Source organism: Paenalcaligenes sp. DL 463 (assembly GCF_057475185.1).
The window spans coordinates 1,160,373-1,185,109 of sequence record NZ_JBYBKX010000001.1; the positions used below are offsets into that span (position 1 = coordinate 1,160,373).

General features: G+C 50.3%; 21 protein-coding genes. 17 read left to right on the forward strand and 4 right to left on the reverse strand.

The features are described from left to right. Positions 1 to 36: 36 nt before the first annotated feature. Genes AC2UZI_RS05390 through AC2UZI_RS05450 form a run of 13 tightly spaced genes read left to right on the forward strand, consistent with a single transcriptional unit; the run spans position 37 to position 14,310 of the window. A complete protein-coding gene (locus tag AC2UZI_RS05390; protein WP_486942787.1) occupies positions 37 to 648 on the forward strand; it encodes an NADH-quinone oxidoreductase subunit C in 612 nt (203 codons plus the stop codon). A gap of 7 nt (positions 649 to 655) precedes the next feature. Next, positions 656 to 1,909 (forward strand): NADH-quinone oxidoreductase subunit D, encoded by a 1,254-nt coding sequence (locus tag AC2UZI_RS05395; RefSeq protein WP_486942788.1) that lies wholly within the window; start codon positions 656 to 658, stop codon positions 1,907 to 1,909. Positions 1,910 to 1,939: 30 nt separating this feature from the next. After that, on the forward strand, positions 1,940 to 2,434 hold the full coding sequence (gene nuoE / locus AC2UZI_RS05400) for an NADH-quinone oxidoreductase subunit NuoE (RefSeq protein WP_486942789.1): 495 nt from the start codon (positions 1,940 to 1,942) through the stop codon (positions 2,432 to 2,434). Further along, a complete protein-coding gene (nuoF, locus tag AC2UZI_RS05405) occupies positions 2,431 to 3,798 on the forward strand; it encodes an NADH-quinone oxidoreductase subunit NuoF (RefSeq protein ID WP_486942790.1) in 1,368 nt (455 codons plus the stop codon). Before nuoE ends, nuoF begins: the two co-directional genes overlap by 4 nt. Before the next feature lie 15 nt (positions 3,799 to 3,813). Then, positions 3,814 to 6,144, forward strand: coding sequence for an NADH-quinone oxidoreductase subunit NuoG (nuoG, locus tag AC2UZI_RS05410; RefSeq protein ID WP_486942791.1), 2,331 nt, complete (start codon positions 3,814 to 3,816; stop codon positions 6,142 to 6,144). A 1-nt stretch (position 6,145) separates the two neighbouring features. Then, complete coding sequence (gene nuoH / locus AC2UZI_RS05415; protein WP_486942792.1) at positions 6,146 to 7,219, forward strand: NADH-quinone oxidoreductase subunit NuoH; 1,074 nt, start codon at positions 6,146 to 6,148, stop codon at positions 7,217 to 7,219. A gap of 16 nt (positions 7,220 to 7,235) precedes the next feature. Then, entirely contained in the window at positions 7,236 to 7,724 is a 489-nt protein-coding gene (nuoI, locus tag AC2UZI_RS05420) for an NADH-quinone oxidoreductase subunit NuoI (protein WP_486942793.1), read from the forward strand. Positions 7,725 to 7,741: 17 nt separating this feature from the next. After that, entirely contained in the window at positions 7,742 to 8,383 is a 642-nt protein-coding gene (locus AC2UZI_RS05425; RefSeq protein ID WP_486942794.1) for an NADH-quinone oxidoreductase subunit J, read from the forward strand. Further along, positions 8,383 to 8,691: an NADH-quinone oxidoreductase subunit NuoK gene (gene nuoK / locus AC2UZI_RS05430; RefSeq protein WP_486943719.1), complete on the forward strand. Its 309-nt coding sequence runs from the start codon at positions 8,383 to 8,385 to the stop codon at positions 8,689 to 8,691. The genes AC2UZI_RS05425 and nuoK overlap by 1 nt, the downstream gene beginning before the upstream one ends. 16 nt (positions 8,692 to 8,707) lie before the next feature. After that, positions 8,708 to 10,711 carry an NADH-quinone oxidoreductase subunit L gene (nuoL, locus tag AC2UZI_RS05435; RefSeq protein ID WP_486942795.1) on the forward strand — a complete coding sequence of 668 codons (2,004 nt, stop codon included), beginning with the start codon at positions 8,708 to 8,710 and terminating at the stop codon, positions 10,709 to 10,711. After that, complete coding sequence (locus tag AC2UZI_RS05440) at positions 10,708 to 12,210, forward strand: NADH-quinone oxidoreductase subunit M (RefSeq protein WP_486943720.1); 1,503 nt, start codon at positions 10,708 to 10,710, stop codon at positions 12,208 to 12,210. Before nuoL ends, AC2UZI_RS05440 begins: the two co-directional genes overlap by 4 nt. Positions 12,211 to 12,219: 9 nt before the next feature. Beyond that, positions 12,220 to 13,710 (forward strand): NADH-quinone oxidoreductase subunit NuoN, encoded by a 1,491-nt coding sequence (gene nuoN, locus AC2UZI_RS05445; protein ID WP_486943721.1) that lies wholly within the window; start codon positions 12,220 to 12,222, stop codon positions 13,708 to 13,710. A gap of 12 nt (positions 13,711 to 13,722) precedes the next feature. Then, positions 13,723 to 14,310, forward strand: a complete 588-nt coding sequence (locus AC2UZI_RS05450; RefSeq protein WP_486942796.1) for a DUF2818 family protein — start codon at positions 13,723 to 13,725, stop codon at positions 14,308 to 14,310. 50 nt (positions 14,311 to 14,360) lie between these two features. On the opposite strand, the gene AC2UZI_RS05455 is transcribed toward AC2UZI_RS05450, so the two are convergent. Next, a complete protein-coding gene (locus AC2UZI_RS05455) occupies positions 14,361 to 15,446 on the reverse strand; it encodes an NAD(P)H-dependent flavin oxidoreductase (RefSeq protein ID WP_486942797.1) in 1,086 nt (361 codons plus the stop codon). 273 nt (positions 15,447 to 15,719) lie between these two features. On the opposite strand from AC2UZI_RS05455, the gene serB reads away from it, so the two are divergent. Beyond that, positions 15,720 to 16,571 carry a phosphoserine phosphatase SerB gene (serB, locus tag AC2UZI_RS05460; RefSeq protein WP_486942798.1) on the forward strand — a complete coding sequence of 284 codons (852 nt, stop codon included), beginning with the start codon at positions 15,720 to 15,722 and terminating at the stop codon, positions 16,569 to 16,571. 145 nt (positions 16,572 to 16,716) lie between these two features. Here serB and mfd read toward each other — a convergent pair whose 3' ends face one another. Continuing rightward, positions 16,717 to 20,196 (reverse strand): transcription-repair coupling factor, encoded by a 3,480-nt coding sequence (gene mfd / locus AC2UZI_RS05465; RefSeq protein ID WP_486942799.1) that lies wholly within the window; start codon positions 20,194 to 20,196, stop codon positions 16,717 to 16,719. 17 nt (positions 20,197 to 20,213) lie between these two features. Here mfd and ispD point away from each other — a divergent pair, with 17 nt between their 5' ends. Beyond that, on the forward strand, positions 20,214 to 20,924 hold the full coding sequence (gene ispD / locus AC2UZI_RS05470) for a 2-C-methyl-D-erythritol 4-phosphate cytidylyltransferase (RefSeq protein WP_486942800.1): 711 nt from the start codon (positions 20,214 to 20,216) through the stop codon (positions 20,922 to 20,924). Next, positions 20,921 to 21,412: a 2-C-methyl-D-erythritol 2,4-cyclodiphosphate synthase gene (ispF, locus tag AC2UZI_RS05475; RefSeq protein WP_486943722.1), complete on the forward strand. Its 492-nt coding sequence runs from the start codon at positions 20,921 to 20,923 to the stop codon at positions 21,410 to 21,412. Before ispD ends, ispF begins: the two co-directional genes overlap by 4 nt. A gap of 22 nt (positions 21,413 to 21,434) precedes the next feature. Here ispF and AC2UZI_RS05480 read toward each other — a convergent pair whose 3' ends face one another. Both AC2UZI_RS05480 and ompR read right to left on the reverse strand, forming a co-directional pair. Next, complete coding sequence (locus AC2UZI_RS05480; RefSeq protein ID WP_486942801.1) at positions 21,435 to 22,736, reverse strand: sensor histidine kinase family protein; 1,302 nt, start codon at positions 22,734 to 22,736, stop codon at positions 21,435 to 21,437. A 129-nt stretch (positions 22,737 to 22,865) separates the two neighbouring features. Further along, the gene (ompR, locus tag AC2UZI_RS05485; protein WP_486942802.1) at positions 22,866 to 23,600 is read right to left on the reverse strand and encodes an osmolarity response regulator transcription factor OmpR; all 735 of its coding nucleotides are present in this window, start codon (positions 23,598 to 23,600) and stop codon (positions 22,866 to 22,868) included. Between the two features lie 344 nt (positions 23,601 to 23,944). Between ompR and tsaB the strand changes: the two genes are divergently transcribed. After that, positions 23,945 to 24,736, forward strand: a complete 792-nt coding sequence (gene tsaB / locus AC2UZI_RS05490) for a tRNA (adenosine(37)-N6)-threonylcarbamoyltransferase complex dimerization subunit type 1 TsaB (protein WP_486942803.1) — start codon at positions 23,945 to 23,947, stop codon at positions 24,734 to 24,736. Position 24,737: the final 1 nt, after the last annotated feature.

Sequence of the window (24,737 nt, forward strand, 5' to 3'; positions counted from 1 at the left end):
CGTCTGGCCCATTCATTTTAGGTAGACTTCATCACTATGACACGGCTTGAAACGCTACAAAAAAATCTACTGACAGTGTTTGGCGACGAGGCGTCGCTAGCGCTGTCTCACAACGAGCTTACCCTCGAGGTTCCTACCGATAGCTGGATAGAAACCTGTACCGCGTTACGCGATCATCCAGACTTAGGTTTTGAGATCTGCATCGACCTTTGCGGTATCGATTACTCGGGCTGGCGTGCACCAACCTTCGAGTACGATCCTACGCTTTTTCCTCATCGCTTTGCGGTGGTGATTCACTTGCTTTCGGTAAAGCATAATTGGCGCCTACGCGTACGTACGTTTGTGGCGGGTGACGACTTTCCGGTATTGCCGACGTTATTTAATGTGTGGCCCACCGTGAACTGGTTCGAACGCGAAGCCTTTGACCTTTACGGTATTGTTTTCGAAGGCCACCCTGATCTACGTCGTATTCTGACCGACTATGGTTTTATCGGACATCCATTCCGCAAAGATTTCCCCATTTCTGGCTATGTGGAAATGCGCTATGACGCCGAGCAAAAGCGTGTTGTTTACCAGCCAGTCACGATCGAACCGCGCGAGATTACGCCGCGTGTTGTACGTGAAGACGATTACGGAGTAGGGCGCTAATTGCATCATGGCTGAAATTCAAAATTACTCATTAAACTTTGGTCCACAGCACCCCGCCGCACACGGTGTATTACGTCTTGTGCTTGAGTTAGACGGCGAGGTCATCCAACGTGCTGACCCCCATATTGGTTTGCTGCACCGCGCCACTGAAAAGCTGGCCGAGCACCGTACGTATTTACAAGCCTTGCCCTACATGGATAGGCTCGACTACGTTTCCATGATGGTGAACGAGCATGCCTATTGCTTGGCAGTAGAGCGCTTGTTAAACGTGGATGTACCGTTACGTGCGCAATACATTCGCGTCATGTTTGACGAAATTACGCGCATTCTTAATCACTTGATGTCCATCGGTTCTCATGCGCTAGACGTGGGTGCGATGGCCGTGTTCTTGTATGCCTTCCGCGAGCGTGAAGACTTGATGGATGCGTACGAAGCGGTGTCAGGTGCGCGTTTGCATGCGGCTTACTATCGTCCGGGTGGCGTGTATCGCGATCTTCCCGGCCACATGCCGCAGTACCACGGTAATAAATACCGTAGTGCTAAAGAACTTGACGCCATGAACGACGCACGTTCTGGCTCGCTGCTTGATTTCTTAGAAGACTTTACCAATCGCTTCCCGGCTTGTGTCGACGAATACGAAACCTTGCTAACCGATAACCGTATCTGGAAGCAGCGTTTGGTCGATGTGGGCATTGTGACGGCGGACCGAGCCAAAGCCTTGGGCTTTACTGGCCCGATGTTGCGTGGTTCAGGCGTAGAGTGGGACGTACGTAAAACTCAGCCTTACGAAGTTTACGACCGTGTGGACTTTGATATTCCTGTCGGCACTAACGGCGACTGTTACGACCGTTACTTGGTGCGTATCGCTGAAATGCGTGAAAGTAATCGAATTATTCGCCAGTGTATTGAATGGCTACGTCATAACCAAGGTGCGGTCATTACCGACAACCATAAGGTAGCACCACCTAGCCGTGAACGTATGAAAACGGACATGGAAGATCTAATTCACCATTTCAAACTCTTCTCCGAGGGTATGCACGTTCCACCGGGCGAAGTGTACGCGGGTGTAGAACACCCTAAAGGCGAGTTTGGTATCTACATGGTGTCTGATGGGGCTAACAAGCCTTATCGCATGAAAATTCGCGCCCCTGGGTTTGTCCATTTGCAGTCCCTTGATGAGATGTCGCGCGGTCACATGATCGCTGATGCGGTCACTATCATTGGTACGCAAGACATTGTGTTTGGCGAGATCGACCGCTGACGCGGCGCTACGGATCAACGGAATCAAATTATGCTGCTTTCCGAAAAAGCTTATGAACGTATCGACAAGGAATTAACCAAATTCCCTGAAGATCAAAAGCGCTCTGCCATTATGGCGTCGCTAACTATTGCCCAAGAAGAAAAGGGCTGGGTGTCTGCTGACATCATTGAGGATGTTGCCATCTACCTTGACGTACCCGCTATTGCCGTACAAGAGGTCGCGACGTTCTACAACATGTTCCATACCAAACCCGCGGGTAAGTACACCATTTCAGTGTGTACGAACTTGCCATGTGCATTACGCGACGGTGTGAAATCAGGCGAATACCTAAAAGAAAAACTCGGTATCGATTACGGCGAGACCACAGACGACGGCATGTTCTCATTGGTAATGGGCGAGTGCATGGGTTCCTGTGGTGATGCACCGGTGATGTTGGTGAATAACCAGCATATGTGCGTGCACATGGAGTCCGAGCGTATTGATGCCATGCTGCACGAACTCAAGAAACACGGAGAATCAGCATGAGCGCTCCCGATATTTTTAAACAACTTGCGCAAGGGCTAGAGCCCAATCCGGCTAACGACCTGTCGCGTAGCATGATCTTTCATGGCCGCCATTTAAACCCTCAAATGTTAGGGGGCTTAGACGGCACGAATTGGGGCCTAGAAGATTACGTGAAGCGGGGTGGCTACGAAGCCTTACGCAAAGTATTAACCACGGGCATGACCCCCGACGATGTGATTGCCGAAGTCAAAACATCGGCGTTGCGCGGTCGTGGTGGTGCGGGTTTCCCTACGGGTTTGAAGTGGAGCTTTATGCCTCGCACTCTTCCCGGCCAAAAGTACTTGGTATGTAACTCTGACGAGGGCGAGCCAGGTACCTTTAAAGACCGTGACTTACTGCGTTTTAACCCTCATCTGGTCATTGAAGGTATGGCCATTGCTGCCTACGCGATGGGTATCAGCGTGGGCTATAACTACATTCACGGCGAAATTTTCGAGGTCTATCAGCGCTTTGAAGAGGCGTTAGAACAGGCTCGTGCGGGTGGCTTCTTAGGCGATAACATTCTAGGTTCTGGTTTTGATTTCCAGCTACATGCTTTCCATGGTTATGGAGCGTATATTTGTGGCGAAGAAACCGCGCTATTAGAGTCACTGGAAGGCAAAAAAGGCCAACCTCGATTTAAACCTCCTTTCCCTGCAAGTTTTGGCTTGTACGGTAAGCCCACCACCATTAACAACACCGAGACCTTTGCATCGGTACCTTGGATTATTCGCAATAGCGGTCAAGAGTACCTAGATATTGGTGTACCCAATGCAGGTGGTACAAAAATCTTCTCCATTTCGGGTGACGTACAGCGTCCCGGAAATTACGAAGTACCGTTAGGTACACCGTTTGCTACCTTGCTCGAGCTCGCTGGTGGAATGCGTGAAGGGCGTAGCCTTAAAGCGGTTATTCCAGGCGGATCATCGGCGCCGGTACTGCCGGCCGACATCATGATGCAAACGAATCTTGACTACGACGCTATCGCTAAGGCGGGCTCGATGTTAGGTTCGGGTGCGGTCATTGTGATGGACGATACGCGCTGTATGGTGAAAAGCCTGTTGCGTCTCTCGTACTTTTACTATCACGAAAGCTGCGGTCAGTGTACGCCGTGTCGCGAGGGTACAGGTTGGTTGTGGCGCATGGTTCACCGTATTGAAAACGGTAAAGGTCGCCTTGAAGATCTCGACATGCTTGATGAGATCGCCCAGAACATTATGGGTCGTACCATTTGCGCTTTGGGTGACGCTGCTGCACTGCCAGTACGTAGTTTTGTTAAGCATTTCCGCGACGAGTTCGCACACCACATCGAGCATAAAAGCTGTGTGGTGCCCCAATATTTGTAGGCTCAGGACAAACTAATGGTTGAACTCACCATCGACGGCATCAAAGTGGAAGCCCCAGAAGGCAGCATGGTTATCCAAGCTGCACAAGACGTTGGGGTTTACGTGCCGCATTTTTGTTATCACAAGAAACTCAGCATTGCGGCGAACTGTCGCATGTGCTTAGTAGACGTAGAGAAAGCACCCAAGCCGTTACCCGCGTGTGCAACGCCAGTAACCAAAGATATGGTGGTGCACACTCGTTCCGCAAAAGCCATTGCTGCTCAGAAAAGCGTGATGGAGTTCTTGCTCATTAACCACCCCCTTGATTGCCCAGTGTGTGATCAGGGTGGTGAGTGTCAGTTGCAAGACTTGGCTGTGGGCTACGGCGCATCACAATCACGCTATAAAGAAGAGAAACGCGTGGTTGTAGCGAAAAACATGGGATCACTGATCTCTACCGAAGGAATGCAGCGCTGCATTCACTGTACGCGTTGCGTACGTGTGGGTGAAGAGATCGGCGGCATGCAAGAAGTCGGTATGTTGAACCGCGGTGAACACGCAGAAATCACGACCTTTGTCGACAGAGCGGTCGAGTCCGAGCTGTCCGGCAACATGATTGATGTGTGTCCGGTTGGCGCATTGCTGTCTAAGCCTTTCCATTTCCAAGCACGTACGTGGGAGCTTGCCCGTCGTCGCACCGTTAGTCCTCACGATAGCGTAGGGGCGAATCTGGTTGCACAGGCAAAAATGGATCGCGTGTTACGTGTACTGCCTTACGAAAACGAAGACGTTAACGAATGCTGGATCAGCGATCGTGATCGTTTCTCATACGAAGGCCTGTACACCGAAGACCGCCTCTCTCATCCCATGATTCGCGAGAACGACGGTTCATGGCGTGAAGCCTCCTGGAGCGATGCGCTACAGTTTGTCGTACACGGCATTAATGCCGTACGCGAAAAGTTTGGTGCAGATCAAATTGGCGGTATTGGTAGCCAAGTCGCAACCACTGAAGAGCTGGCCTTATTGGCACGCCTTGTGCGCGCTTTGGGCTCAGAGAACGTTGATTTCCGCTTACGTCAAATTGATGCTCGTTTAGATCAGGCTTTAGTGGGTACGCCTTGGTTAGGTATGCCCATTGCTGATTTGAATAAAGTTGACCGTGTGTTGGTCGTGGGTTCGTTCTTGCGTAAAGATCACCCACTAATGGCACAACGCTTACGTCAAGCCGTTAAGTTGGGCGCTCAGGTTTCCTTTATTGACTCCGCTGCTGACGATCCGCTCTTCCAGCGTATTGCAGGTCGCATGACAGTGGCTCCAAGCCAATTGGCCAATGCGGTTGCTGAAGTGTGTGTGGCCGCTGCTGAAGCAGCCAACCAAGAGGTTCCCGCCGCATTTAGCAATGTAGCGGTTTCTGATATCGCAAAAACCATTGCAAGCAGCCTTGCTTCTGGCGAGAAAGTCGCTGTTTTGCTTGGCAATATGGCGGTATCAAGTGATCAAGCTAGCGTAATCGCTGCCAATGCAGCGGTATTGGCTAAGGCTACAGGCGCTACCTTAGGTTTCCTTGGTGCAGGTGGTAATACGGTCGGCGGTTATCTGGCCGGTGCGGTTCCAGCCAGCGGTGCATTGACTGCCGAGCAAATGCTAGCGCAATCACTACGTGCTTATATTGTGTTGAACGCCGAGCCTGGTTTCGATAGCGATCAAGGGGCTCGTGCTGTAGAAACATTGAAATCAGCGACATTCTCGGTTGCGCTAACCTCGTATCGTAGTGCGGCAGAAGAGTGGGCGGATGTCATGTTGCCTATTGCTCCTTTCACAGAAACGTCGGGTACGTTCGTGAACGCAGAAGGACGCGTTCAAAGCTTTAAGGGCGCTGCTGCACCCTATGGCGATACCCGTCCAGGTTGGAAAGTATTGCGTGTATTGGGTAACTTGTTCCAGCTTGAAGGTTTCGATGATGAAACCTCCGAGTCCGTGCGTGATTTAGTGTTGTCAGGTGGTGTGGCTTCTCGTCTTAGCAACGTGATTAATGCAGCTCCGGCTCTGGTTGCTGCACCTGAAGGCCTTGAGCGTGTAGCGGATGTGCCAATTTATCGCAGTGATGCTTTAGTTCGCCGCTCGTTACCGTTGCAGCAGACACCTGCTAGCGCATCGCCCACCGCGCGTATGAACGCACAAACTATTGAACAATTAGCTTTAGTAGACGGCGATGCAGTCAACGTTCGTTCCGCACAAGGTGCCGCGGCGTTGCTAGTACAGCTGGATAACACCGTCGCTAACGGTTGTGTGCGCGTGGCAACGGCTTTTGCTGAAACTGCTGCATTAGGTAGCAGCTTTGGTCAACTGACAGTGGAGCGTGCATAAGATGGAATTGCTGTCTGCTATTCAAAGTTTTGGTGAGGGCCTGATCGGCCCGACCGCATGGTATGTGGTGTGGACCTTAATCAAGATTGTTTGCATTTCCTTGCCTATCATTATTTGCGTTGCGTACTTAACGTACTGGGAACGCAAAATGATTGGTTTTATGCATGCACGTAAAGGCCCAAACCGTGTGGGATATCGCGGTTTTCTACAACCCTTTGCTGACGTATTTAAGCTGTTAACCAAAGAAGTTATTGTTCCAGCTAAAGCGAATAAAGTGTTATTCGTTTTGGCTCCAGTGGTAACGCTGATGCCGGCCTTGGCGGCTTGGGCAGTCATACCGTTTGGGCCAGAGCTTGTCTTGGCTAACATTAACGCGGGTTTGCTTTATATCTTGGCCATTACCTCTTTAGGTGTATATGGGGTCGTTATTGCCGGATGGGCTTCTAACTCTAAGTATGCATTGCTGGGCGGTTTGCGTGCAGCGGCTCAGGTACTTTCTTACGAGTTAGCCATTGGTTTCGTGCTGATTACGGTCTTGCTGGTTTCGGGTACCTTAAATTTAAGTGAAATCGTGTTCAGCCAAGATCGCGGTATGTTTGCTGATCGCGGACTTAACTTCCTGTCTTGGAACTGGTTGCCCTTGTTACCACTGTTTGTTGTCTACGTGGTTTCCGCGGTGGCAGAAACGAACCGTCACCCCTTTGACGTGGTTGAGGGTGAGTCCGAAATCGTAGCCGGTCCGATGGTGGAATACTCAGGTATGGGTTTTGCCCTGTTCTTCCTGGGCGAGTACGCCAACATGATCTTCTTGTCGGCGTTGGCCTCAATCATGTTCTTAGGTGGTTGGCTGCCAATCGTAGATTTCGCACCATTTACTTGGATTCCCGGCTGGTTATGGCTAGGGTTGAAAACCTTTGTAGTGGTTTCAATGTTTGTGTGGTTCCGTGCGACGTTCCCACGCTTCCGTTACGACCAAATTATGCGTTTGGGCTGGAAAGTATTTATTCCGCTCACCGGTATTTGGTTAGTCTTGGTTGCGATTTGGATGCAAACGCCGTGGAACATCTGGCAATAGGGCACGGGGGCTAATTATGGAAGCTATCAAAGATTTTTTCGGCAGCTTGATGCTGTCCGAGATGCTCAAAGGGATGCGCCTTACCGGAAAGTATTTTTTCCGTCGTAAAGTAACGCTGCATTACCCTCAAGAAAAAACGCCTACCTCCGCTCGTTTTCGCGGGTTGCATGCTTTACGTCGTTACCCTAACGGCGAAGAGCGTTGTATTGCCTGTAAGTTATGCGAAGCGGTGTGTCCTGCGTTAGCGATTACCATCGAATCCGACGAACGGGATGATGGCACACGTCGTACCACTCGATATGACATCGATTTAGCTAAATGTATTTTTTGCGGTTTTTGTGAAGAAAGCTGCCCAGTTGACTCCATCGTAGAAACTCATATTCACGAGTATCACGGTGAAAAACGTGGCGATCTTTACTACACCAAAGATATGTTGTTGGCGATCGGTGATCGTTACGAGCCTGAAATTGCTAAGCGTCGTGCAGAAGACGCTCCTTATCGCTAAAGCCGAGGTCAGACTTTATGATTTTTACTACTGTTCTGTTCTATGTCTTGGCGCTGATACTCGTGGTTGCCGCTTTCCGAGTGGTGACGGCAAGTAGTCCCGTTACAGCGGTATTGCACTTGATTTTGGCATTCTTCACAGCGGCCATGATCTGGATGACATTGGGTGCCGAGTTCCTCTCATTGCTACTGGTCGTAGTGTATGTAGGGGCTGTAATGGTCATGTTCCTGTTTGTGATCATGTTGGTTGACGTGCGTATGCCGTCCATCACCGAGGGGCTGAAGGCTTATTTGCCTTTAGGCCTTATCGTGGGTGGCATCATGATTTTAGAAATGGCGTTTGTGTTAACCCGAGCCTGGGTAGACGCTGGGCCTGCTGCGATCATGCCTGAAAACTACAACAACTCACGCGTGTTGGGCGAGCTGATGTATTCGGAATACATCTTCGCTGTACAGGTGGGTGGCGTCATTCTGTTGGTTGGCATGGTTTCAGCCATCGCCTTGACGCTACGCAAACGTGCTGATGTGAAGCGCACGGTGTCGTCCGATCAGGTGAAAGTACGTGCCAAAGATCGTTTACGCATCGTTAGCATGGCTTCACAAACCGAAAGTTCATCAACGACTCATCAGGTAGAGGGAAATGCTGGAGACAAACAATGATGACACTTAGCTTGGCTCATTATTTGGTTTTGGGTGCCATACTGTTCACCATTGGATTATTTGGCTTCTTCTTGAACCGACGTAATCTTTTGATTTTGTTGATGTCAGTAGAGCTGATTTTGCTTTCGGCCAACATGAACTTTATCGCGTTTTCTTCCTGGTTTGGTGATACCTCCGGGCAAATCTTCGTTTTCTTCGTGCTCACCGTAGCGGCTGCTGAAGCGGCTATCGGCCTAGCGATTCTTGTCTTGCTATTCCGCAATCAGAATACGATTAACGTAGATAAACTTGACCAGCTCAAGGGTTGATGGGAACGCATACACTATGAACTCACCAAGTCTATATTTAATAATTGCTCTTGCGCCGCTGGTTGGTGCTTTACTTTCCGGCCTGTTCGGCACGGGTTTCTTAGGTCGTGCTATTGGTAAGACCGGAGCACACCTAATTACCATTGCCGGAGTGTTAATTTCCTTCATTGGTTCGGTCACCGTTTTGCTACAAGTGCTGGACGGCCAAACCTTTGATGGTGCGGTGTACACCTGGATTACCATCGCTAATATCAGTTGGGAAATCGGTTTTCTAATCGATACCTTAACGGCATTAATGATGGTGGTGGTTACCTCCGTATCGTTGATGGTGCATATTTACACCATCGGCTATATGGCTGACGATCCCGGTTATCAACGCTTCTTCTCCTATATCTCACTCTTTACCTTCTCGATGTTAATGCTGGTCATGTCTAACAACATGCTGCAGTTATTCTTCGGTTGGGAAGCGGTGGGCTTGGTTTCTTACCTGTTGATTGGTTTCTGGTTTGACCGTACCTCGGCAACCTTTGCCAACATGAAAGCCTTCTTGGTTAACCGTGTGGGTGACTTCGGTTTTGTGTTGGGCATTGGTTTAATTTATGCCTACACCGGTACCATGCACTATGGGGAAATCTTCGAGCAGGTTTCGCACCTAGCGACCTTAACGTTCCCAGGTACAGATTGGCAGCTTCTGACTGTGGTTTCCATTGCACTGTTTGTTGGGGCAATGGGTAAATCAGCTCAAGTACCTCTGCACTCATGGTTGCCAGATTCCATGGAAGGTCCTACGCCTATTTCGGCGTTGATTCACGCCGCAACGATGGTTACGGCGGGTATCTTTATGGTGGCTCGCTTTTCACCTGTGTTCGAGCAATCGCCAACAGCGTTGTCGTTCATCATTGTAATTGGTGCGATCGGTGCCTTGTTCCTTGGCGTATTGGGTATTATCCAGAACGATATTAAACGTGTGGTGGCGTACTCCACCTTGTCACAGTTGGGTTATATGACGGTGGCGCTAGGGGCTTCTGCCTACTCAGTTGCTATCTTCCACTTGATGACTCACGCGTTCTTTAAAGCCTTGCTGTTCTTAGGCGCGGGATCGGTCATTATTGGTATGCACCATAATCAAGACGTCCGTGCTATGGGTGGCTTGCGTAAGTACATGCCTGTAACGTGGATTACCTTCTTACTGGGTACGGCTGCATTGGTAGGAACACCGTTTTTCTCGGGCTTCTACTCTAAAGAACACATCATTGAAGCGGCAGGTGCTGCGGCAGCAAGTGGCTTATGGGGCGCTAACTTTGCCTACTACGCCACACTGATCGGTGTGTTTGTGACCTCGTTGTATTCCTTCCGTGTGTACTTCTTGGTTTTCCACGGCAAAGAAAACTTCCGTAATCCAACTCCTGAAGCCTTAGGCGAGCATCATGTACTAGAGGGCGATCCTAAAGAGTCTCCATGGGTGGTTACGTTGCCGTTAGTATTGCTCGCTATCCCTTCCGTCATTGCCGGTATTTGGTTTATTGATCCACTCTTGTTTGGTGGCTTCTTTGACGGCGTGATTACCGTATTACCAGAGCACACGGCCATGGCCGACTTAAGTAGCCATTGGGTTGATTGGGTGGCCTACGGTCTACATGGTTTTGTGACGGTACCTTTCTGGTTAATGGTGGCCGGCTTTGTAGTGGCTTGGTACTGCTATCTTGTGAATCCTGCCGTACCGGCAGCGATTAAGCGTAATACCGCGGGTATTAACAAGGTACTAGAGAACAAGTACTACGTGGACTGGTTCAACGAGCAAGTGATAGCACGCGGTGCCCGCTGTTTGGGTACCGGCCTTTGGAAAGGGGCAGACGCTGGCCTTATTGACGGTTTCATCGTTAATGGCAGCGCACGTGTAGTGGGCTGGATTGCTGCGGCTTCTCGCAAAATCCAGTCAGGCTTTATTTATCACTACGCCTTTGCCATGATTCTTGGCATTATGGCCCTCCTAACCTTTTTCGTGCTGACGGTTCAATAATGGCAAGCGATATGGCGTCTTCTACATTTCCTTGGTTATCGCTCGCAATTTTCGTGCCCATTTTGTCCGGACTTTTGGTTCTGGCATTGGGCAGAGACGAGCGGCCTGAGTTCACTCGTACTCTTTCCTTAATTGGGGCGATTGCGGGTTTCGTGGTAACAATCCCGCTGTACACGGGTTTCGATCCGTCTACGGCGAACATGCAGTTTCAAGAGATTGCTCCCTGGATTCAAACCTTTGCGGTGAATTATCACTTAGGTATTGATGGGATCTCTCTGTGGTTTGTATTGCTCACGGCATTCATTACGGTGATTGTTGTGATTGCCGGTTGGGAAATCATCACCAACCGCGTTGCGCAATACATGGGTGCCTTCCTGATTCTATCGGGCTTGATGGTGGGTGTGTTTGCAGCGCAAGATGGGATGCTTTTCTACATCTTCTTCGAGGCTACGCTGATCCCCATGTACATCATTATTGGTGTTTGGGGCGGGCCGCGTCGCGTTTATGCGTCCTTCAAGTTTTTCTTATATACCTTGTTGGGCTCGTTGCTGACACTGATTGCCTTCATCTACTTATGGCACGCTTCCGGTGGAAGTTTTGCGATTCAAGATTGGCATAATGTGCAATTGGCATTCCAACCGCAAGTGTTAATTTTCTTGGCCTTGTTTATGGCATTTGCCGTAAAAGTGCCGATGTGGCCAGTGCACACGTGGTTGCCGGATGCTCACGTTGAAGCACCTACTGGTGGTTCAGTCGTGTTGGCAGCCATCATGCTGAAACTGGGTGCTTATGGTTTCTTGCGTTTTTCGCTGCCTATTGCTCCAGACGCCTCACACAGCTTGTCAGGGTTTATGATTGCCCTGTCACTCGTGGCCGTTATCTACATTGGTTTGGTAGCGATCGTTCAGAAAGACATGAAAAAACTGGTGGCCTACTCATCCGTAGCGCACATGGGTTTTGTGACCTTAGGGTTCTTCGTCTTTAACCAAACGGGCCTAGAAGGCGCGATCATTCAAATGATTTCGCACGGTTTCGTATCGGGCGCTATGTTCCTGTGTATCGGGGTGTTGTACGACCGTATGCATACGCGAGAGATCGCCGATTACGGCGGTGTGGTGAACGTTATGCCACGGTTCGTCACGTTTTTCGTGCTGTTCTCAATGGCGAATTGCGGCCTTCCCGGCACCAGTGGTTTCGTTGGTGAGTTCACGGTGATTATGGGGGCCGTAGAGTACAACTTCTGGATCGGTCTCTTAACCGCTTCGGCGTTGATTACTGGTGCAGCCTACTCGTTGTGGCTCTTAAAGCGTGTGGCTTTCGGTCCTGTGACGAATGACAACGTACGTAACATGCAAGATCTTAACGGACGCGAGTTCTTAGTCTTGGGCGTTATGGCCATTGCCGTGTTGTTCATGGGTGTGTATCCCAAACCGTTTACGGAAGTCATGCACGTCTCGGTTGATGCACTGTTGCAGCATGTTGCTGTATCGAAACTGTAGACCTGGAACATTATGCAAAACTCATTTGATTTCGCTTTGGCACTGCCCGAGATTCTGCTTTTAATCTTGGCATTGGGCGTGCTGTTATTTGATGCGTTCAGTAAAGAAGTAAACCGTCAAAATACCTTCGTTTTAGCGTTAGGTAGTTTAGTGGTGATGGTGTTGGTTTCGTGCTGGCAATGGAACAGCGGCGTTACCGGAAGCACCTTTCATGGGCTCTATCTTGTAGATTCACTGTCTCACTTCCTGAAGATTGCCTCGTATATCGCGGTGGCGGCCACCTTGATTTACGGTCGTGCCTACGCTGAAAACCGTGGCATGATGCAAAATGGCGGAGAGATCTATTCGCTTACGCTGATGGCGCTGCTAGGGCAAATGTTGATGATCTCAGCCGGTAATATGCTGATGGTCTACTTGGGCGTCGAGCTCATGTCTTTTGCGTTGTATGCGTTGGTGGCATTACGTCGTGAACACCGTCCTGCGATTGAAGCGGCAATGAAGTATTTCATTCTGGGTGCTTTAGCGTCGGGTGTGTTGTTGTACGGTTTGTCCATGATCTACGGTGCTACAGGCCACTTAGATCTACGTGAAATCGCCGCGGTTGTGTCAGAAGGCAGGGCAGAGCGTCTAGCTTTGGTATTCGGTGTGGTGTTTGTGGTGTCAGGTTTGGCCTTTAAGTTAACGGCCGCACCTTTCCACATGTGGACACCTGACGTTTACGAAGGCGCTCCCACAACGGTGACCTTGATTATTGCAGCGGCTCCAAAAATTGCGGCCTTTGCGATCACCTTACGTTTGTTAGTCGAAGCACTACACGGTATTGCTATCGACTGGCAGCCAATGTTGTTGTTGTTGGCTGTAGCCTCACTCGTGATCGGGAACTTAACCGCCATTATGCAGACGAACTTTAAGCGTCTGCTGGCGTTCTCTACGATTTCCCACATGGGCTTTGTGTTCCTGGGGCTGATGTCTGGGGTAGGGGCTGACGGTGCTGTGGCTAGCGAGGCTTATGGTTCGGCTTTGTTCTACGTGATCATTTATGTGTTGACCACATTAAGTACCTTTGGCTTGATTTTGTTGTTAAGTCGTCAAGGTTTCGAGTGCGAGAACATTAGCGATCTTAAAGGGCTAAATCGCCGTCATCCATTGTTGGCATTGGTACTGTTGTTATCCATGTTCTCATTGGCTGGGATTCCACCTTTGGCTGGTTTCTACGCAAAGCTTAGCGTTCTGCAAGCGGTTGTGGGTGCCGGACATATTGCGATTGCGGTGATTGCGGTGGTGATGTCTTTAATCGGTGCTTTCTACTACATTCGCGTGGTGAAAGTGGCGTACTTTGAAGAGCCCGATGAAGAGCTTGCACAACAGCCATTAAACCTAGGTTGGGCCACAGGTGGTGTACTGTCGTTAAACGGTCTATTGATCTTTATCTTCGGTATTTTGCCCGGTGGTCTATTGACGCTTTGTATTCAAGTTGTACAGGAATCATTACGGTTTTAATCGGTATTATTCATGAATCAAAGTGTAGCTGTCTGGATGCTAATCGGGTTGTCGCTTGTTACGGCTAATTTAACCTTCGTTACGCAACGCCCTTTAGTTTTTATGCCATGGCAGCAACAGGGCGAACCTGCGGGTTCTGCCCTGTATCGAATCGCTCGTTCATTATTGTTTTTGGCGGTAATGATCAGCATTGCCTACGTTGCCCACCGCTATATCGCGCAGAGTTTCTTTAACTCTGCCATGCCTTTGGTATTAACCGTGGTGGGTGTCGTTGCGTTGTTCGCGTTGCTTTTCACTTTTCCAGGTTACGTACAACGCCATCATCCGATTCATAAAAGCGTACTCGATCGTCTTATCGAAATGTTCGTTTTCTTCTGTTTGATGGGTGTTTTAGGTTTTGCGTTTGAAGCCAGCATTGGTAATCCTTTCCCACAGGGTTGGGAATTCTATGCGATTGCCTTATGTTTGTATGTGGTTTTGGGCTATCCAGGCTACGTATTCCGCTATTTGGTTAAGCGCCGCCGTGTTGTTCAGGCGAATTCCGCAAGCCTTAAGGCTTCAGCCGCTTCGACGACGGCAAAGCGTAAAGCATCTAGCTAGTCACCATTGGCGGGAGCTTAATCCCGCCAACTCTCTCGCCAATAAGTGCTTCAGCACTTTAGCCAATGCATTCGCGTTAAGGCTTCTTGGCATATCACATAGGTTAATTCATCGGCGGCTAAGGCTCGGTTCAATCCGGCGGCCTGCCCAGCCCAAAGTGGTGAGAAGTCACCGCGTCCTTGCTGCTCGGCATGTGCGCGCAGCGGAGCAATGGCATGCGAGGCATGGGGGAAGGTGGGGACTGTTTCCGGTTTCGCGCCGAGTTGTTGAATGGCATAGTTGTTGATGGCGCGTGCGGGCTTACCGGTGTATAGCGTGGTAATGACCGTTGCACTTTCGGTTGTTTGCGCCAGCGCTTTTCGATGGACTTCAGAGATTAACGATTCAGGGCAACTTAAGTAAGCAGTGCCGAGTTGCACCCCTGAGGCACCCAATGCAAAGGCTGCAGCGACGCCTCGGCCGTCTGCAATGCCGCCTGTCGCGATTACAGGCAAGGTGACCGCATCCACTATTTGTGGAACCAGTGCCATGGTGCTGCACTGTTGCTCGCTAGAGGATTCAAGGAACATGCCACGGTGTCCGCCCGCTTCGGCCCCTTGGGCAATGATCACATCACAACCGGCTGCTGCTAGGTGTTTCGCTTCTCGTACGCTGGTTGCCGTTGACATGATCACGGCACCAGTGGCTTTTATGCGGTTTACCAGTTCTGGGGCTGGTAAACCAAAATGAAAGCTCACCACCGGAGGCTTAAGTTCTTCAACGAGACGACACAGTTCGTCGTTAAAGCTAGCGCGTGGCGTGGTTATTTTGATACGTTGGCTATCGAGCCCTGCTTTTTCATAGTGGGGCTGTAGCGTGTCTTTCCATCGCTGTTGCTCGTCCTGATCGACGTCGTGCGGGGCATGACAGAAAAAGTTCAGATTAAAGGCTTGGGAAGAGGCCGCCCTAAAGGCGTTCACTTGTTCGCGTATGGTGGCCGCATCTAATAGCGCACAGGGTAATGAGGCAAGGCCTCCGGCTTTCGCTACACCCAGCGCAAGCTCTAGGCCGCCGGCTCCGGCCATAGGAGCTAAGATTAGGGGCTTGGGGACATCCAGCAGTTTTTGTATGCGATACGTTGGCCAATGTTGTGTCATGCGTTGGTCCTTGGTGTCAGCGTAGGGTGTGGCCCTGTTTAAGCAATGGCCTACCTGTGAATAGGGGCGATAGCACCCATCATATCGTTAGCTCGGTTATTGGCACAAGTTACAGTGAAGTTGGTGACGATAAGCTTGCGTTTGCACCTGTTGTTTTTACGCTTGCGGGATACAATAGCCCGTTACGCTGTTTGGCGTCTTCTACTTACTGTTAACGTTGCTGATTGCTTTTAAGCGATTAAAGCGTATTACTTTTGTGCTCCGTCTGAAATTATGTCTCATTTAATACTTCAATCACCGACGCTGAATCAGGCCACGGTAGAAAAAATCGCTGCAATGGTTTGTGCAGATGGTGTACAAGAGCTTGGCCCGACAGCGGTACGGGTTTTAGGAGCCGATAACTCGGTGAAAGCCGAGGTGGCAGCTGAGTGCCAGCGTGCTCGCATTGATTTTGCTTTTTTAGAGCACATCCAGCTTTTACGAGAATGTAAAATTTTAGCGATGGACATGGATTCCACGCTAATTAACATCGAATGCATTGATGAAATTGCAGCGGCAGTGGGGCGTAAAGAGCAAGTGGCCGCCATTACCGAGGCGGCAATGCGCGGTGAAATCACTGATTTTGCTGAAAGCTTGATTCGTCGTGTGAAGTTGTTAGAGGGTGTACCCGAATCGGCGTTGTTATCGGTTTACGAGCAACGCTTGCAGTTAAATCCAGGCGCACAGAACTTGGTAAGCACGGCAAAGAAACACGGATTGCACACCTTATTAGTGTCGGGTGGCTTTACGTTTTTCACGCAAAAATTGCAGGCGCGTTTGTCTTTAGATGAGACTCATGCCAACACCTTAGAAGTGGTTGATGGCACGTTAACGGGCAGAGTGCTGGGTGATATTGTGGATGCACAAGTTAAGGCGGATCATGTTGCTCGCTTAGCTAAACAGCTGGATGCTACCCCCGAGCAGATTATTGCGGTGGGTGACGGCGCCAACGATTTAAAAATGATGAGCCATGCCGCGTTCTCTGTTGCTTATCGGGCGAAGCCAGTCGTGCAAGAGCAGGCGGCGTATGCCTTAAACGTCGTTCCTTTAGACGGAATCTTAAACTGGTTTCGTTTAAGTCATTAAGGATAAGGGTTGGGTTGAACGCAACGTTGTTTGGTGTGCAGTATAAAAAAGCGGGCTTCTGTGTCATTCAGAAGCCCGCTTTTTTTTGTTGAGCTAGCCCTAGAAAGAAAGAGGGTCTTTGCTTTGATGGCTTGAAATGGCCAGCTTACGAGTTCGGACGCGAAATTAAGCTTAAGACCTCAAGCAGTCGTGACACGCGAGTCAACAGGTCACTGTTTTCTTTGAAGGTGATACGTAAGCGATCAGAGCCTGCGAAGCGGATCGTTTTATGAGTCTGTACCAGTTCTATCAAGGTGATGGGGTCAACATTGGGCTGATTCGAGAACTGCAAGGTGGCGTACTCAGCGTTAGCGTCGATTTTAGTAATACCAATGGGCTCAGCAGCAATACGCAGCTTGTGTACGGCCATCAAGGTTTTGGCGGCTTCAGGCAATGGCCCATAACGGTCGATGAGCTCTTCTTGCAGTTCATTCAGTTGTGCTGCGTCTTTGGCGTGCGATAGTTTTTTATAAAACCCTAATCGTGCATGCACGTCGGCGCAGTAATCCGAGGGTAGCAACGCTGAAACGCGTAAATTAACTTCACAATCAGCGTTAAAGGGCGAGTCTAAGTCAGGCTCTTCGCCCGATTTTAATGACTTGACGGCGGCATTTAGCATATCGGAATACATAGAGAAGCCGATTTCTTGTATGTTTCCTGACTGTGATTCGCCCAGCACTTCACCCGCGCCGCGAATTTCTAAGTCGTTCATGGCTAAAAAGAAGCCCGACCCTAATTCTTCCATGGCTTGAATGGCTTCCAAGCGTTTTTTGGCGTTATTGGTGATCGCGTCTTCGCCCGGTGTAAGTAGGTAGGCATAAGCCTGATGGTGTGAACGACCCACGCGTCCGCGTAATTGGTGTAGCTGGGCTAAACCTAAGCGGTCCGCTCGGTGGATGACGATGGTGTTTGCCGAGGGGACATCAATACCTGTTTCGATAATGGTGGTGCAAAGCAGCACATTAAATCGTTTTTGGTAGAAGTCTTTCATGACGCTTTCAAGTTCGCGCTCGGGCATCTGCCCATGGGCCACGCCTATACTTGCTTCGGGCACCAGTTCAGCTAATCTGGCGCGTCGATTTTGAATGGTTTCTACTTCGTTGTGCAAAAAGTAGACCTGTCCGCCTCGTTTCAGTTCGCGTAATAGTGCTTCGCGAATGGTGCTGCCATCTTCACGACGTACGAAGGTTTTAATGGCCAGGCGCTTTTGCGGTGCGGTGGCAATAACAGAGAAGTCGCGTATTCCTTCCAACGACATGCCCAAGGTACGGGGTATGGGGGTGGCGGTTAAGGTCAGAATATCGACTTCAGAGCGTAATGCTTTTAAGCGTTCTTTTTGTCGCACCCCAAAGCGATGTTCTTCATCAATAATAACCAGACCTAAATCGTTGAAACGTACACTTTCTGAAAGAATCTTGTGAGTGCCGATGACAATATCAACTTGCCCAGAGGCTAAGCCTTCGATGGCGGTTTTACTTTCTTTCGCTGAACGGAAGCGCGAGAGTTCGGCCACCCGAACCGGCCAGTCAGCAAAGCGATCACTAAAGGTTTGCGCATGTTGTTCGGCTAACAGGGTGGTGGGGCACAGCAAGGCTACTTGCTTTCCGTTGGCCACCGCTAAAAACGCAGCACGTAGGGCGACTTCTGTTTTTCCAAAACCCACGTCACCACAAATTAAGCGGTCCATGGGTTGGCTGGATCGCATATCGTCCATGACGGCTTCGATAGCGGCATCTTGATCAGGTGTCGCCTCAAAACCAAAGCCAGCGGCAAAGTTTTCGTAATCGTTGAGTGGAATCTTGTATTGATTGCCTGTGCGTGCAGCCCGTTTAGCATAAAGGTCTAACAATTCTGCCGCGGTGTCTCGGGCTTGTTTAGCGGCTCGCTTACGTGCTTTCTCCCACTGCCCTGAGCCTAGCTGGTGCAAGGGTGCTGAGTCGGCGTCAGAGCCACTGTAGCGTGCGATGACGTGTAGCTGCGCGACAGGGACATAAAGGGTTGCCGCTTTCGCGTACTCAAGGTGTAAAAGCTCGACCGGACCTTCGCCTAAGTCCATTTCGACCAGACCGCAATAACGGCCTATGCCGTGCTGGGTGTGTACCACCGGATCGCCTTCCCGAAGCTCGGAAAGGTCTCTGACCATGGCTTCTACATCGGTAGCATTCTCTTGTTTTCGTCGTTGACGTTGGGTGCGTGCCTGAGTGGGATACAGGTCGTTTTCAGTCAGGATGCTGAGGGCGGCATCGTGCAGGGCAAAGCCTTGTGATAACGGAGCGACAACAAGTGCAAAGTGCTCATCGGAATGTAAAAAGCTTTGCAGGTCGCGGCTTTCACCCGACACCGTAATGCCGAATTCTTGAAGCATTTGCGACAGCGTTTCTCGGCGTCCTAACGAGTCGGCACACAGCACGGTACGGCGGCTGGCGTCGGTAATTTCCCGACGTAGCGCCGCGACAGGATCTTCGGCGCGCCGTGCGATGGCGACTTCGGGCAAGGGTGAGAACTCGTCATTGTCTTCCCCTTTCACGAGGCTGAGTCGGGGAAAGTTTTTAATGTGAGTATGTAGCTCGTCATCACTTAAAAACAACGCATCAGGTGCTAATACGGGGCGTTCGTTATCGCTTTTCAAGAACTGATAGCGGCCGTAGGTTTCGTGATGAAACTGTTGTATGACGGTGGAAACGTCTCCTTCGCTGACAATAATGGAGTCAGTAGGAAGGTAGTCAAACAAGGTAGCGGTTTGATCAAAAAATAGTGGAAGGTAGTATTCGACCCCAGCGAAAGCGATGCCATTACCAATGTCTTTGTAGGGTAGGGCTCGGCTAGGGTCACCTTCGAATACTTCTCGGAATCGCGTTCTAAATAGGGTGCGCGCCGCTTCGTCCATGGGGAACTCGCGTCCGGGTAGTAACTCTACCGATGGGACGGGATAGAGGCTGCGCTGGCTGTCGACATTAAAGGCACGTATGGATTCAATCTCGTCGTCGAACAAATCTAAGCGGTAGGGCAAGACCGAGCCCATAGGGAAGATATCAATTAACCCACCTCGAATGCAAAATTCGCCAGGTGCCGTGACTTGAGTTACATGGCTGTAGTTCGCCAATAACATTTGATCGCGTAGTTGCGCCTCGTCCAGCTTTTCACCTTGTTTGAATGCAAAGGTATAAGCGGCCAAAAAGGAAGGTGGTGGAAGGCGATACAATGCGGTGGTAACGGGAACTGTCAAGACGTCAACGCTGTTCTGAAGCAAGGCATTCATGGCTTCTAGGCGTGAAGAGATTAAATCTTCATGCGGTGAAAAGCTGTCGTAGGCTAAGGTTTCCCAGTCAGGAAATTGCCGCACGCGTAACGCTGGAGCAAACAATGGAATTTCATCGGCTAACCGTAAGGCGTCCAGCGGGTCACTGCACATAATAACCACTGGTTTTGCACTTTTGATCGCTAGGTCGGCAATTAACCACGCATCCCCCGAACCCGGCGGCAAGGCTTGAACGTAGCGTTGGCCGGGTTTAAGCGCTTTTAGCACCTGACTGGTACTGGAGAGTGAAAGTGATGTTTGAATTTCAGTATCCATCAAGGTGGTCATAGTAGAATTACTGGCTTATGAACAAAAAAATAATTGCAATTGTGCCCGCTGCGGGTATTGGCGCGCGAGCAAGACATAAAACATCGTTAACCACAGCAGTGGTCAAGCCCAAACAATACGAGTTGTTAGGGGGAGTCCCGATGCTTAGGCGATCAGTGCAAACCTTATTGCGTGATCCGCGCATAGCACAGGTCAGGGTGATTGTAAGCAAGCAAGACCTTTGGGTAGAGCAAAGCCTTAAAGGCCTTGAGCGTACCATTTGGCGAGACTGCGGGGGAGAAACTCGCGCCGATACGGTTCGTAATGCCCTCATCGATCTCAATGCGGATAGCGATGATTGGGTGCTTGTGCACGACGCCGCTCGGCCAGGCCTGCCCATCGACGCTTTGGCACGTTTGATTGATTGCTGTTTCGAAAAAAACCAAGGCGGGCTATTAGCCCAACCGGTAGCTGACACCATAAAGCGCGGAACAGAATCAGACAACATACATGTAGTAGAAAAAACGGTACCTAGAGCAGCGCTTTGGCTTGCCCAAACCCCGCAAATGTTCAAAGCGGGGGTGCTGTTAACAAGCTTAGAGCATGCACATCAGCATCATACTGAGGTTACGGATGAAGCGTCGGCGGTGGAAAACCTTGGCTACCAGCCCTTATTAATATTGGGGTCAAATCGTAATTTTAAAGTGACTTGGCCTGAAGATTTTAATCTTATGGAAAAATGGTTGTGAATATGGGAATACGTGTGGGTCATGGCTTTGATGTACATGCCTTAGTCGAAAATAGAGACCTGATTATCGGTGGGGTGACGATTCCTCATACGCACGGTCTGTTGGGCCACTCTGATGCCGATGTACTGCTGCATGCAGCAACAGATGCCATACTTGGCGCTGCCGCCTTAGGCGACATAGGCCGCCACTTCCCGGATACGGACCCTCGCTACAAAGGGGCCGATAGCCGTGTGTTATTGCGTGACGCCATGGCAATCGTAGCAGAGCAGGGGTGGAGGGTGGTTAATTTGGATGCCACTGTACATGCACAAGCACCTAAGATGGCGCCGCATGCGCCAGCCATGGTGGCGAATATCGCTGCTGACCTGAACGTACCTGAAAACTGTGTCAACGTGAAGGCAAAAACCAACGAGCATTTAGGCTATTTGGGCCGTAAAGAAGGTATTGCCGCCAATGTGGTGGTATTACTCATGCGCGACAGCGCCTAGAAACACGCGGCGTGGTCGTCGTCTAACTTTTACGGTCTTGCGGTGAACGCACACGAATTTTGGGAATGGTGATGCGTGCCAATAAACCTTGGGGCGGGTGCGAGATTAAATCGAGCTTACCGCCCACGTGACCCAATAGTCGTTCTACGATCGATAAACCTAAGCCGGCTCCGCTGACGCCAGTGCGGGCAGTCTCACCGCGAGAGAAGGGGCGCAATAGCCGTTCGATGTCATGGGGCTCTACGCCTGTTCCCTGATCCTCGACGCTAATCTCTAAGATGTTGCCGCTTTGTGTTGCTGAGAGATGAATGTAGGCCTTGTCATCCACAGGGCTTCTACCGTATCGACGAGCATTTTCAATCAAGTTCACCACAATCCGTTTTAAATCGTGCGCTTGAATACGCCCGTAGAGGCTGTCTTCAATATGAGCGGTCAGTTGTCCGCCCAGACTTTCGGTGTGTGAACGCTCGCGCTCGTAGATTTCGCGTAAAACCGTAGAAATATTGATGCCTTTTTCGGGGGCGATGCTGGCAGGGCGAGCGTATTCCATTAACTGGCCAATACTATGGTCAATTTGGGCGAGGTCTTCGTCAATAGCATGACGTGTCTCGTCGCTGACTGCACTGAGCTCAATCTCAAGTCGCATGCGCGCCAACGGTGTGCGTAAGTCGTGCGAAATACCTGCCAGCATAATTTCACGGTCGGCCTCGGCTTGACGTATGTCTCGTGCCATACGATTAAACGCAATATTAAGATCGCGTATTTCATTTGGACCCCGTTCGGGCAAAGGCGAAGGGGTCTCTCCTTGGGCTAGCTGTCGCGCCACTTTAGCAAGACGAGCCAAAGGGTGATTCACAAAACGCACACTGACAGCGGCCCCGATAAGAGCAAGCAATAAGGCTGTCGCGGCCCAGCCCAACCATTCGGGCCCGGCGGTAAGGCTTAATTGCTCGCGGTCGAATACCAGCCAATACTGCTCATCATCAATGTCGAACGACACCCAGATGCCCGGCATTTGGTTCACCGACCACATCACTAAAGTTTGGCTGCCTAAGCCGTTACGTATCTCTTTAGAAACGTGACGCCAATAGTTGGTGCGTTGCAGTGGTTCCAGTACGTCGCTTTCTTCGCGTGGTTGTACCCGTAGCCCCTCTTTGGTGGCTAAATCGAGCATCAGGGAAGGGCGGTCTTCACCGGGAGCATAGATCAGTGCCGATCGCGTGATACTGACGGCCGTGGTGACGCGCTGTGCCATTTGGCGCGCACGAGGGCCTTCTTCCATGCTAAAAAAAACTTGCAGCCAAGCGCCTAAGCTGACCAGCATAAGTGCCGCCAGCAAAAGAAAGGATCGACTAAATAAGCCGAGTCGGAAACGAGACGACTTTTGGGGTCTGACAGTGCCAGACCCCGATTTGGGCGTACCTAAATTAGTGGCCATTCACGGGGCGAGGCGCTAGTTCCCACCATCAGGAATGAAGACGTAACCTAAGCCCCACACAGTCTGAATAAACACAGGTTTTGACGGGTTGGGCTCGATGAGCTTACGTAAGCGAGAGATCTGTACGTCCAGACTACGATCAAAGGCTTCGTATTCACGTCCTCGTGCTAGTTCCATTAGCTTATCGCGCGAGAGTGGGATTTTAGGATGTCGAGCAAACACCTTTAATACCGAAAACTCACCGGTAGTAATTGGCACGACTTCCTCTTCTTTGGTCAAGGTACGAGTCGACAAATTCAACACATAAGGGCCAAATTCGATGGATTCGTTTTCTTGACTTGGCGCACCGGGGTGTTCTTCAGTACCGCGACGACGCAAGATAGCATTCACCCGAGCCAACAGCTCGCGAGGGTTGAATGGTTTGATTAAGTAATCGTCAGCACCCATTTCAAGGCCAACGATTCGATCAATCTCTTCGGCCTTGGCCGTAAGCATGATGATTGGGGTGTTATCGTGCCCACCACGTAGGCGACGACAGATGGAAAGTCCATCTTCACCGGGAAGCATAAGGTCAAGTACGAGTAAGTCGAAATGCTCGCGCTGCCAAAGCTTAGACATTTCCTTACCGTCTTCTGCAACAAAGACATTAAAGCCTTGCTCAGAAAGGTAGCGACGAAGCAGGTCCCGAAGGCGGGGGTCATCGTCAACGACAAGGATCTTGCGGGATAGGGGTTGATTCTGCGTATTCATGATGAAAATGTAACAGGCTCCGAGTGGCTCGTACAGGTCGGTAGAAAAATATTACACTTGAAGCGTTTAGTACGAAGTTTAAGGGAAATACCAGTTTGTCCATACGTTTGAAGCTTCATTGATTTTCTATTCTATAGATGTAACAGAGCTTGTAAAGGCTTTATTTACATTGCTTTGTACATCTTTGTTAATCCGTGAAAAAAAATGTTTGACCTGTTGGTTGGGTAAAAATGCCTTTTTGAGCGATTCAGGCTGCATGTCGCAAGGGGGCAGCCCCGACGCGTTATCCACACGGTCGTCCCTATAAAACGCCACGAACGTCATCCACACAGTAAAATGGCGGGATGAATACGCACATATTGGTTTTAGAAACCTCTACACAAGTTTGTGGGGTCGCGCTATTAAGCGCAGAGAATCAGCAGCCTATGCGGCTTTTGGTCCAAAAACACGAAGGAAGTGGCGAGCACGCCGAACGCATACTGCCGATGGTGGAAACGCTGCTGGCAGAAGCGGGGCTGGTGCGTGCTAACTTAACGGCAGTCGCGTTTGGACAAGGCCCTGGCGGTTTTACCGGTTTGCGAGTCGCTTGTGGCGTGACACAAGGTATCGCTTATGCCTTGAAGCTACCGGTTATTGCGGTACCGTCGTTACTCGCAGTAGCGGTATCAGAGCATCCCCAAGAAGGCCAAATCGAGGTGGTAGCGTTGGACGCACGAATGGGTGAGCTCTATGTAGCGGCTTATCGCTATGATCAGCAACGGTGGGAAACGTTACACGAGCCCATACTGCTCGATACCGAGCATTTGGCTTTATGGATACGACAACTTCAACGCCAGCACGACGTTAACGTTTTGATACGTTTGAACGGTGATGTGCCAGAGACGTTTCCCGACTTGATCGCTGATCTTGAGTTAATTCCCCATTTAAAGGTCGCTCCAGCCAGTAAACCGACGGTTGAGGGTGTAGCGATGTTGGCTCAGCAGGCGTTAGCGCGCGGCGATACCATTTTGCCTGAACAGGCCATGCCGTTGTATGTGCGAGATAAAGTGGCATTCACCACGTCCGAGCGCGAGCAGGGCATGGGCGGAAACCCTTCAGCGCAGTGGCGTCCTCTTAACAATGAGGTGAACTCTTAAT

What these genes read in the sequence shown, in the direction of transcription:
- AC2UZI_RS05390 (WP_486942787.1), top strand. Translation starts at nt 37, where the DNA reads ATGACACGGCTTGAAACGCTACAAAAAAATCTACTGACAGTGTTTGGC.
- AC2UZI_RS05395 (WP_486942788.1), top strand. Translation starts at nt 656, where the DNA reads ATGGCTGAAATTCAAAATTACTCATTAAACTTTGGTCCACAGCACCCC.
- nuoE (WP_486942789.1), top strand. Translation starts at nt 1,940, where the DNA reads ATGCTGCTTTCCGAAAAAGCTTATGAACGTATCGACAAGGAATTAACC.
- nuoF (WP_486942790.1), top strand. Translation starts at nt 2,431, where the DNA reads ATGAGCGCTCCCGATATTTTTAAACAACTTGCGCAAGGGCTAGAGCCC.
- nuoG (WP_486942791.1), top strand. Translation starts at nt 3,814, where the DNA reads ATGGTTGAACTCACCATCGACGGCATCAAAGTGGAAGCCCCAGAAGGC.
- nuoH (WP_486942792.1), top strand. Translation starts at nt 6,146, where the DNA reads ATGGAATTGCTGTCTGCTATTCAAAGTTTTGGTGAGGGCCTGATCGGC.
- nuoI (WP_486942793.1), top strand. Translation starts at nt 7,236, where the DNA reads ATGGAAGCTATCAAAGATTTTTTCGGCAGCTTGATGCTGTCCGAGATG.
- AC2UZI_RS05425 (WP_486942794.1), top strand. Translation starts at nt 7,742, where the DNA reads ATGATTTTTACTACTGTTCTGTTCTATGTCTTGGCGCTGATACTCGTG.
- nuoK (WP_486943719.1), top strand. Translation starts at nt 8,383, where the DNA reads ATGACACTTAGCTTGGCTCATTATTTGGTTTTGGGTGCCATACTGTTC.
- nuoL (WP_486942795.1), top strand. Translation starts at nt 8,708, where the DNA reads ATGAACTCACCAAGTCTATATTTAATAATTGCTCTTGCGCCGCTGGTT.
- AC2UZI_RS05450 (WP_486942796.1), top strand. Translation starts at nt 13,723, where the DNA reads ATGAATCAAAGTGTAGCTGTCTGGATGCTAATCGGGTTGTCGCTTGTT.
- AC2UZI_RS05455 (WP_486942797.1), bottom strand. Translation starts at nt 15,446, where the DNA reads ATGACACAACATTGGCCAACGTATCGCATACAAAAACTGCTGGATGTC.
- serB (WP_486942798.1), top strand. Translation starts at nt 15,720, where the DNA reads ATGTCTCATTTAATACTTCAATCACCGACGCTGAATCAGGCCACGGTA.
- mfd (WP_486942799.1), bottom strand. Translation starts at nt 20,196, where the DNA reads ATGACCACCTTGATGGATACTGAAATTCAAACATCACTTTCACTCTCC.
- ispD (WP_486942800.1), top strand. Translation starts at nt 20,214, where the DNA reads ATGAACAAAAAAATAATTGCAATTGTGCCCGCTGCGGGTATTGGCGCG.
- AC2UZI_RS05480 (WP_486942801.1), bottom strand. Translation starts at nt 22,736, where the DNA reads ATGCTGGTCAGCTTAGGCGCTTGGCTGCAAGTTTTTTTTAGCATGGAA.
- ompR (WP_486942802.1), bottom strand. Translation starts at nt 23,600, where the DNA reads ATGAATACGCAGAATCAACCCCTATCCCGCAAGATCCTTGTCGTTGAC.
- tsaB (WP_486942803.1), top strand. Translation starts at nt 23,945, where the DNA reads ATGAATACGCACATATTGGTTTTAGAAACCTCTACACAAGTTTGTGGG.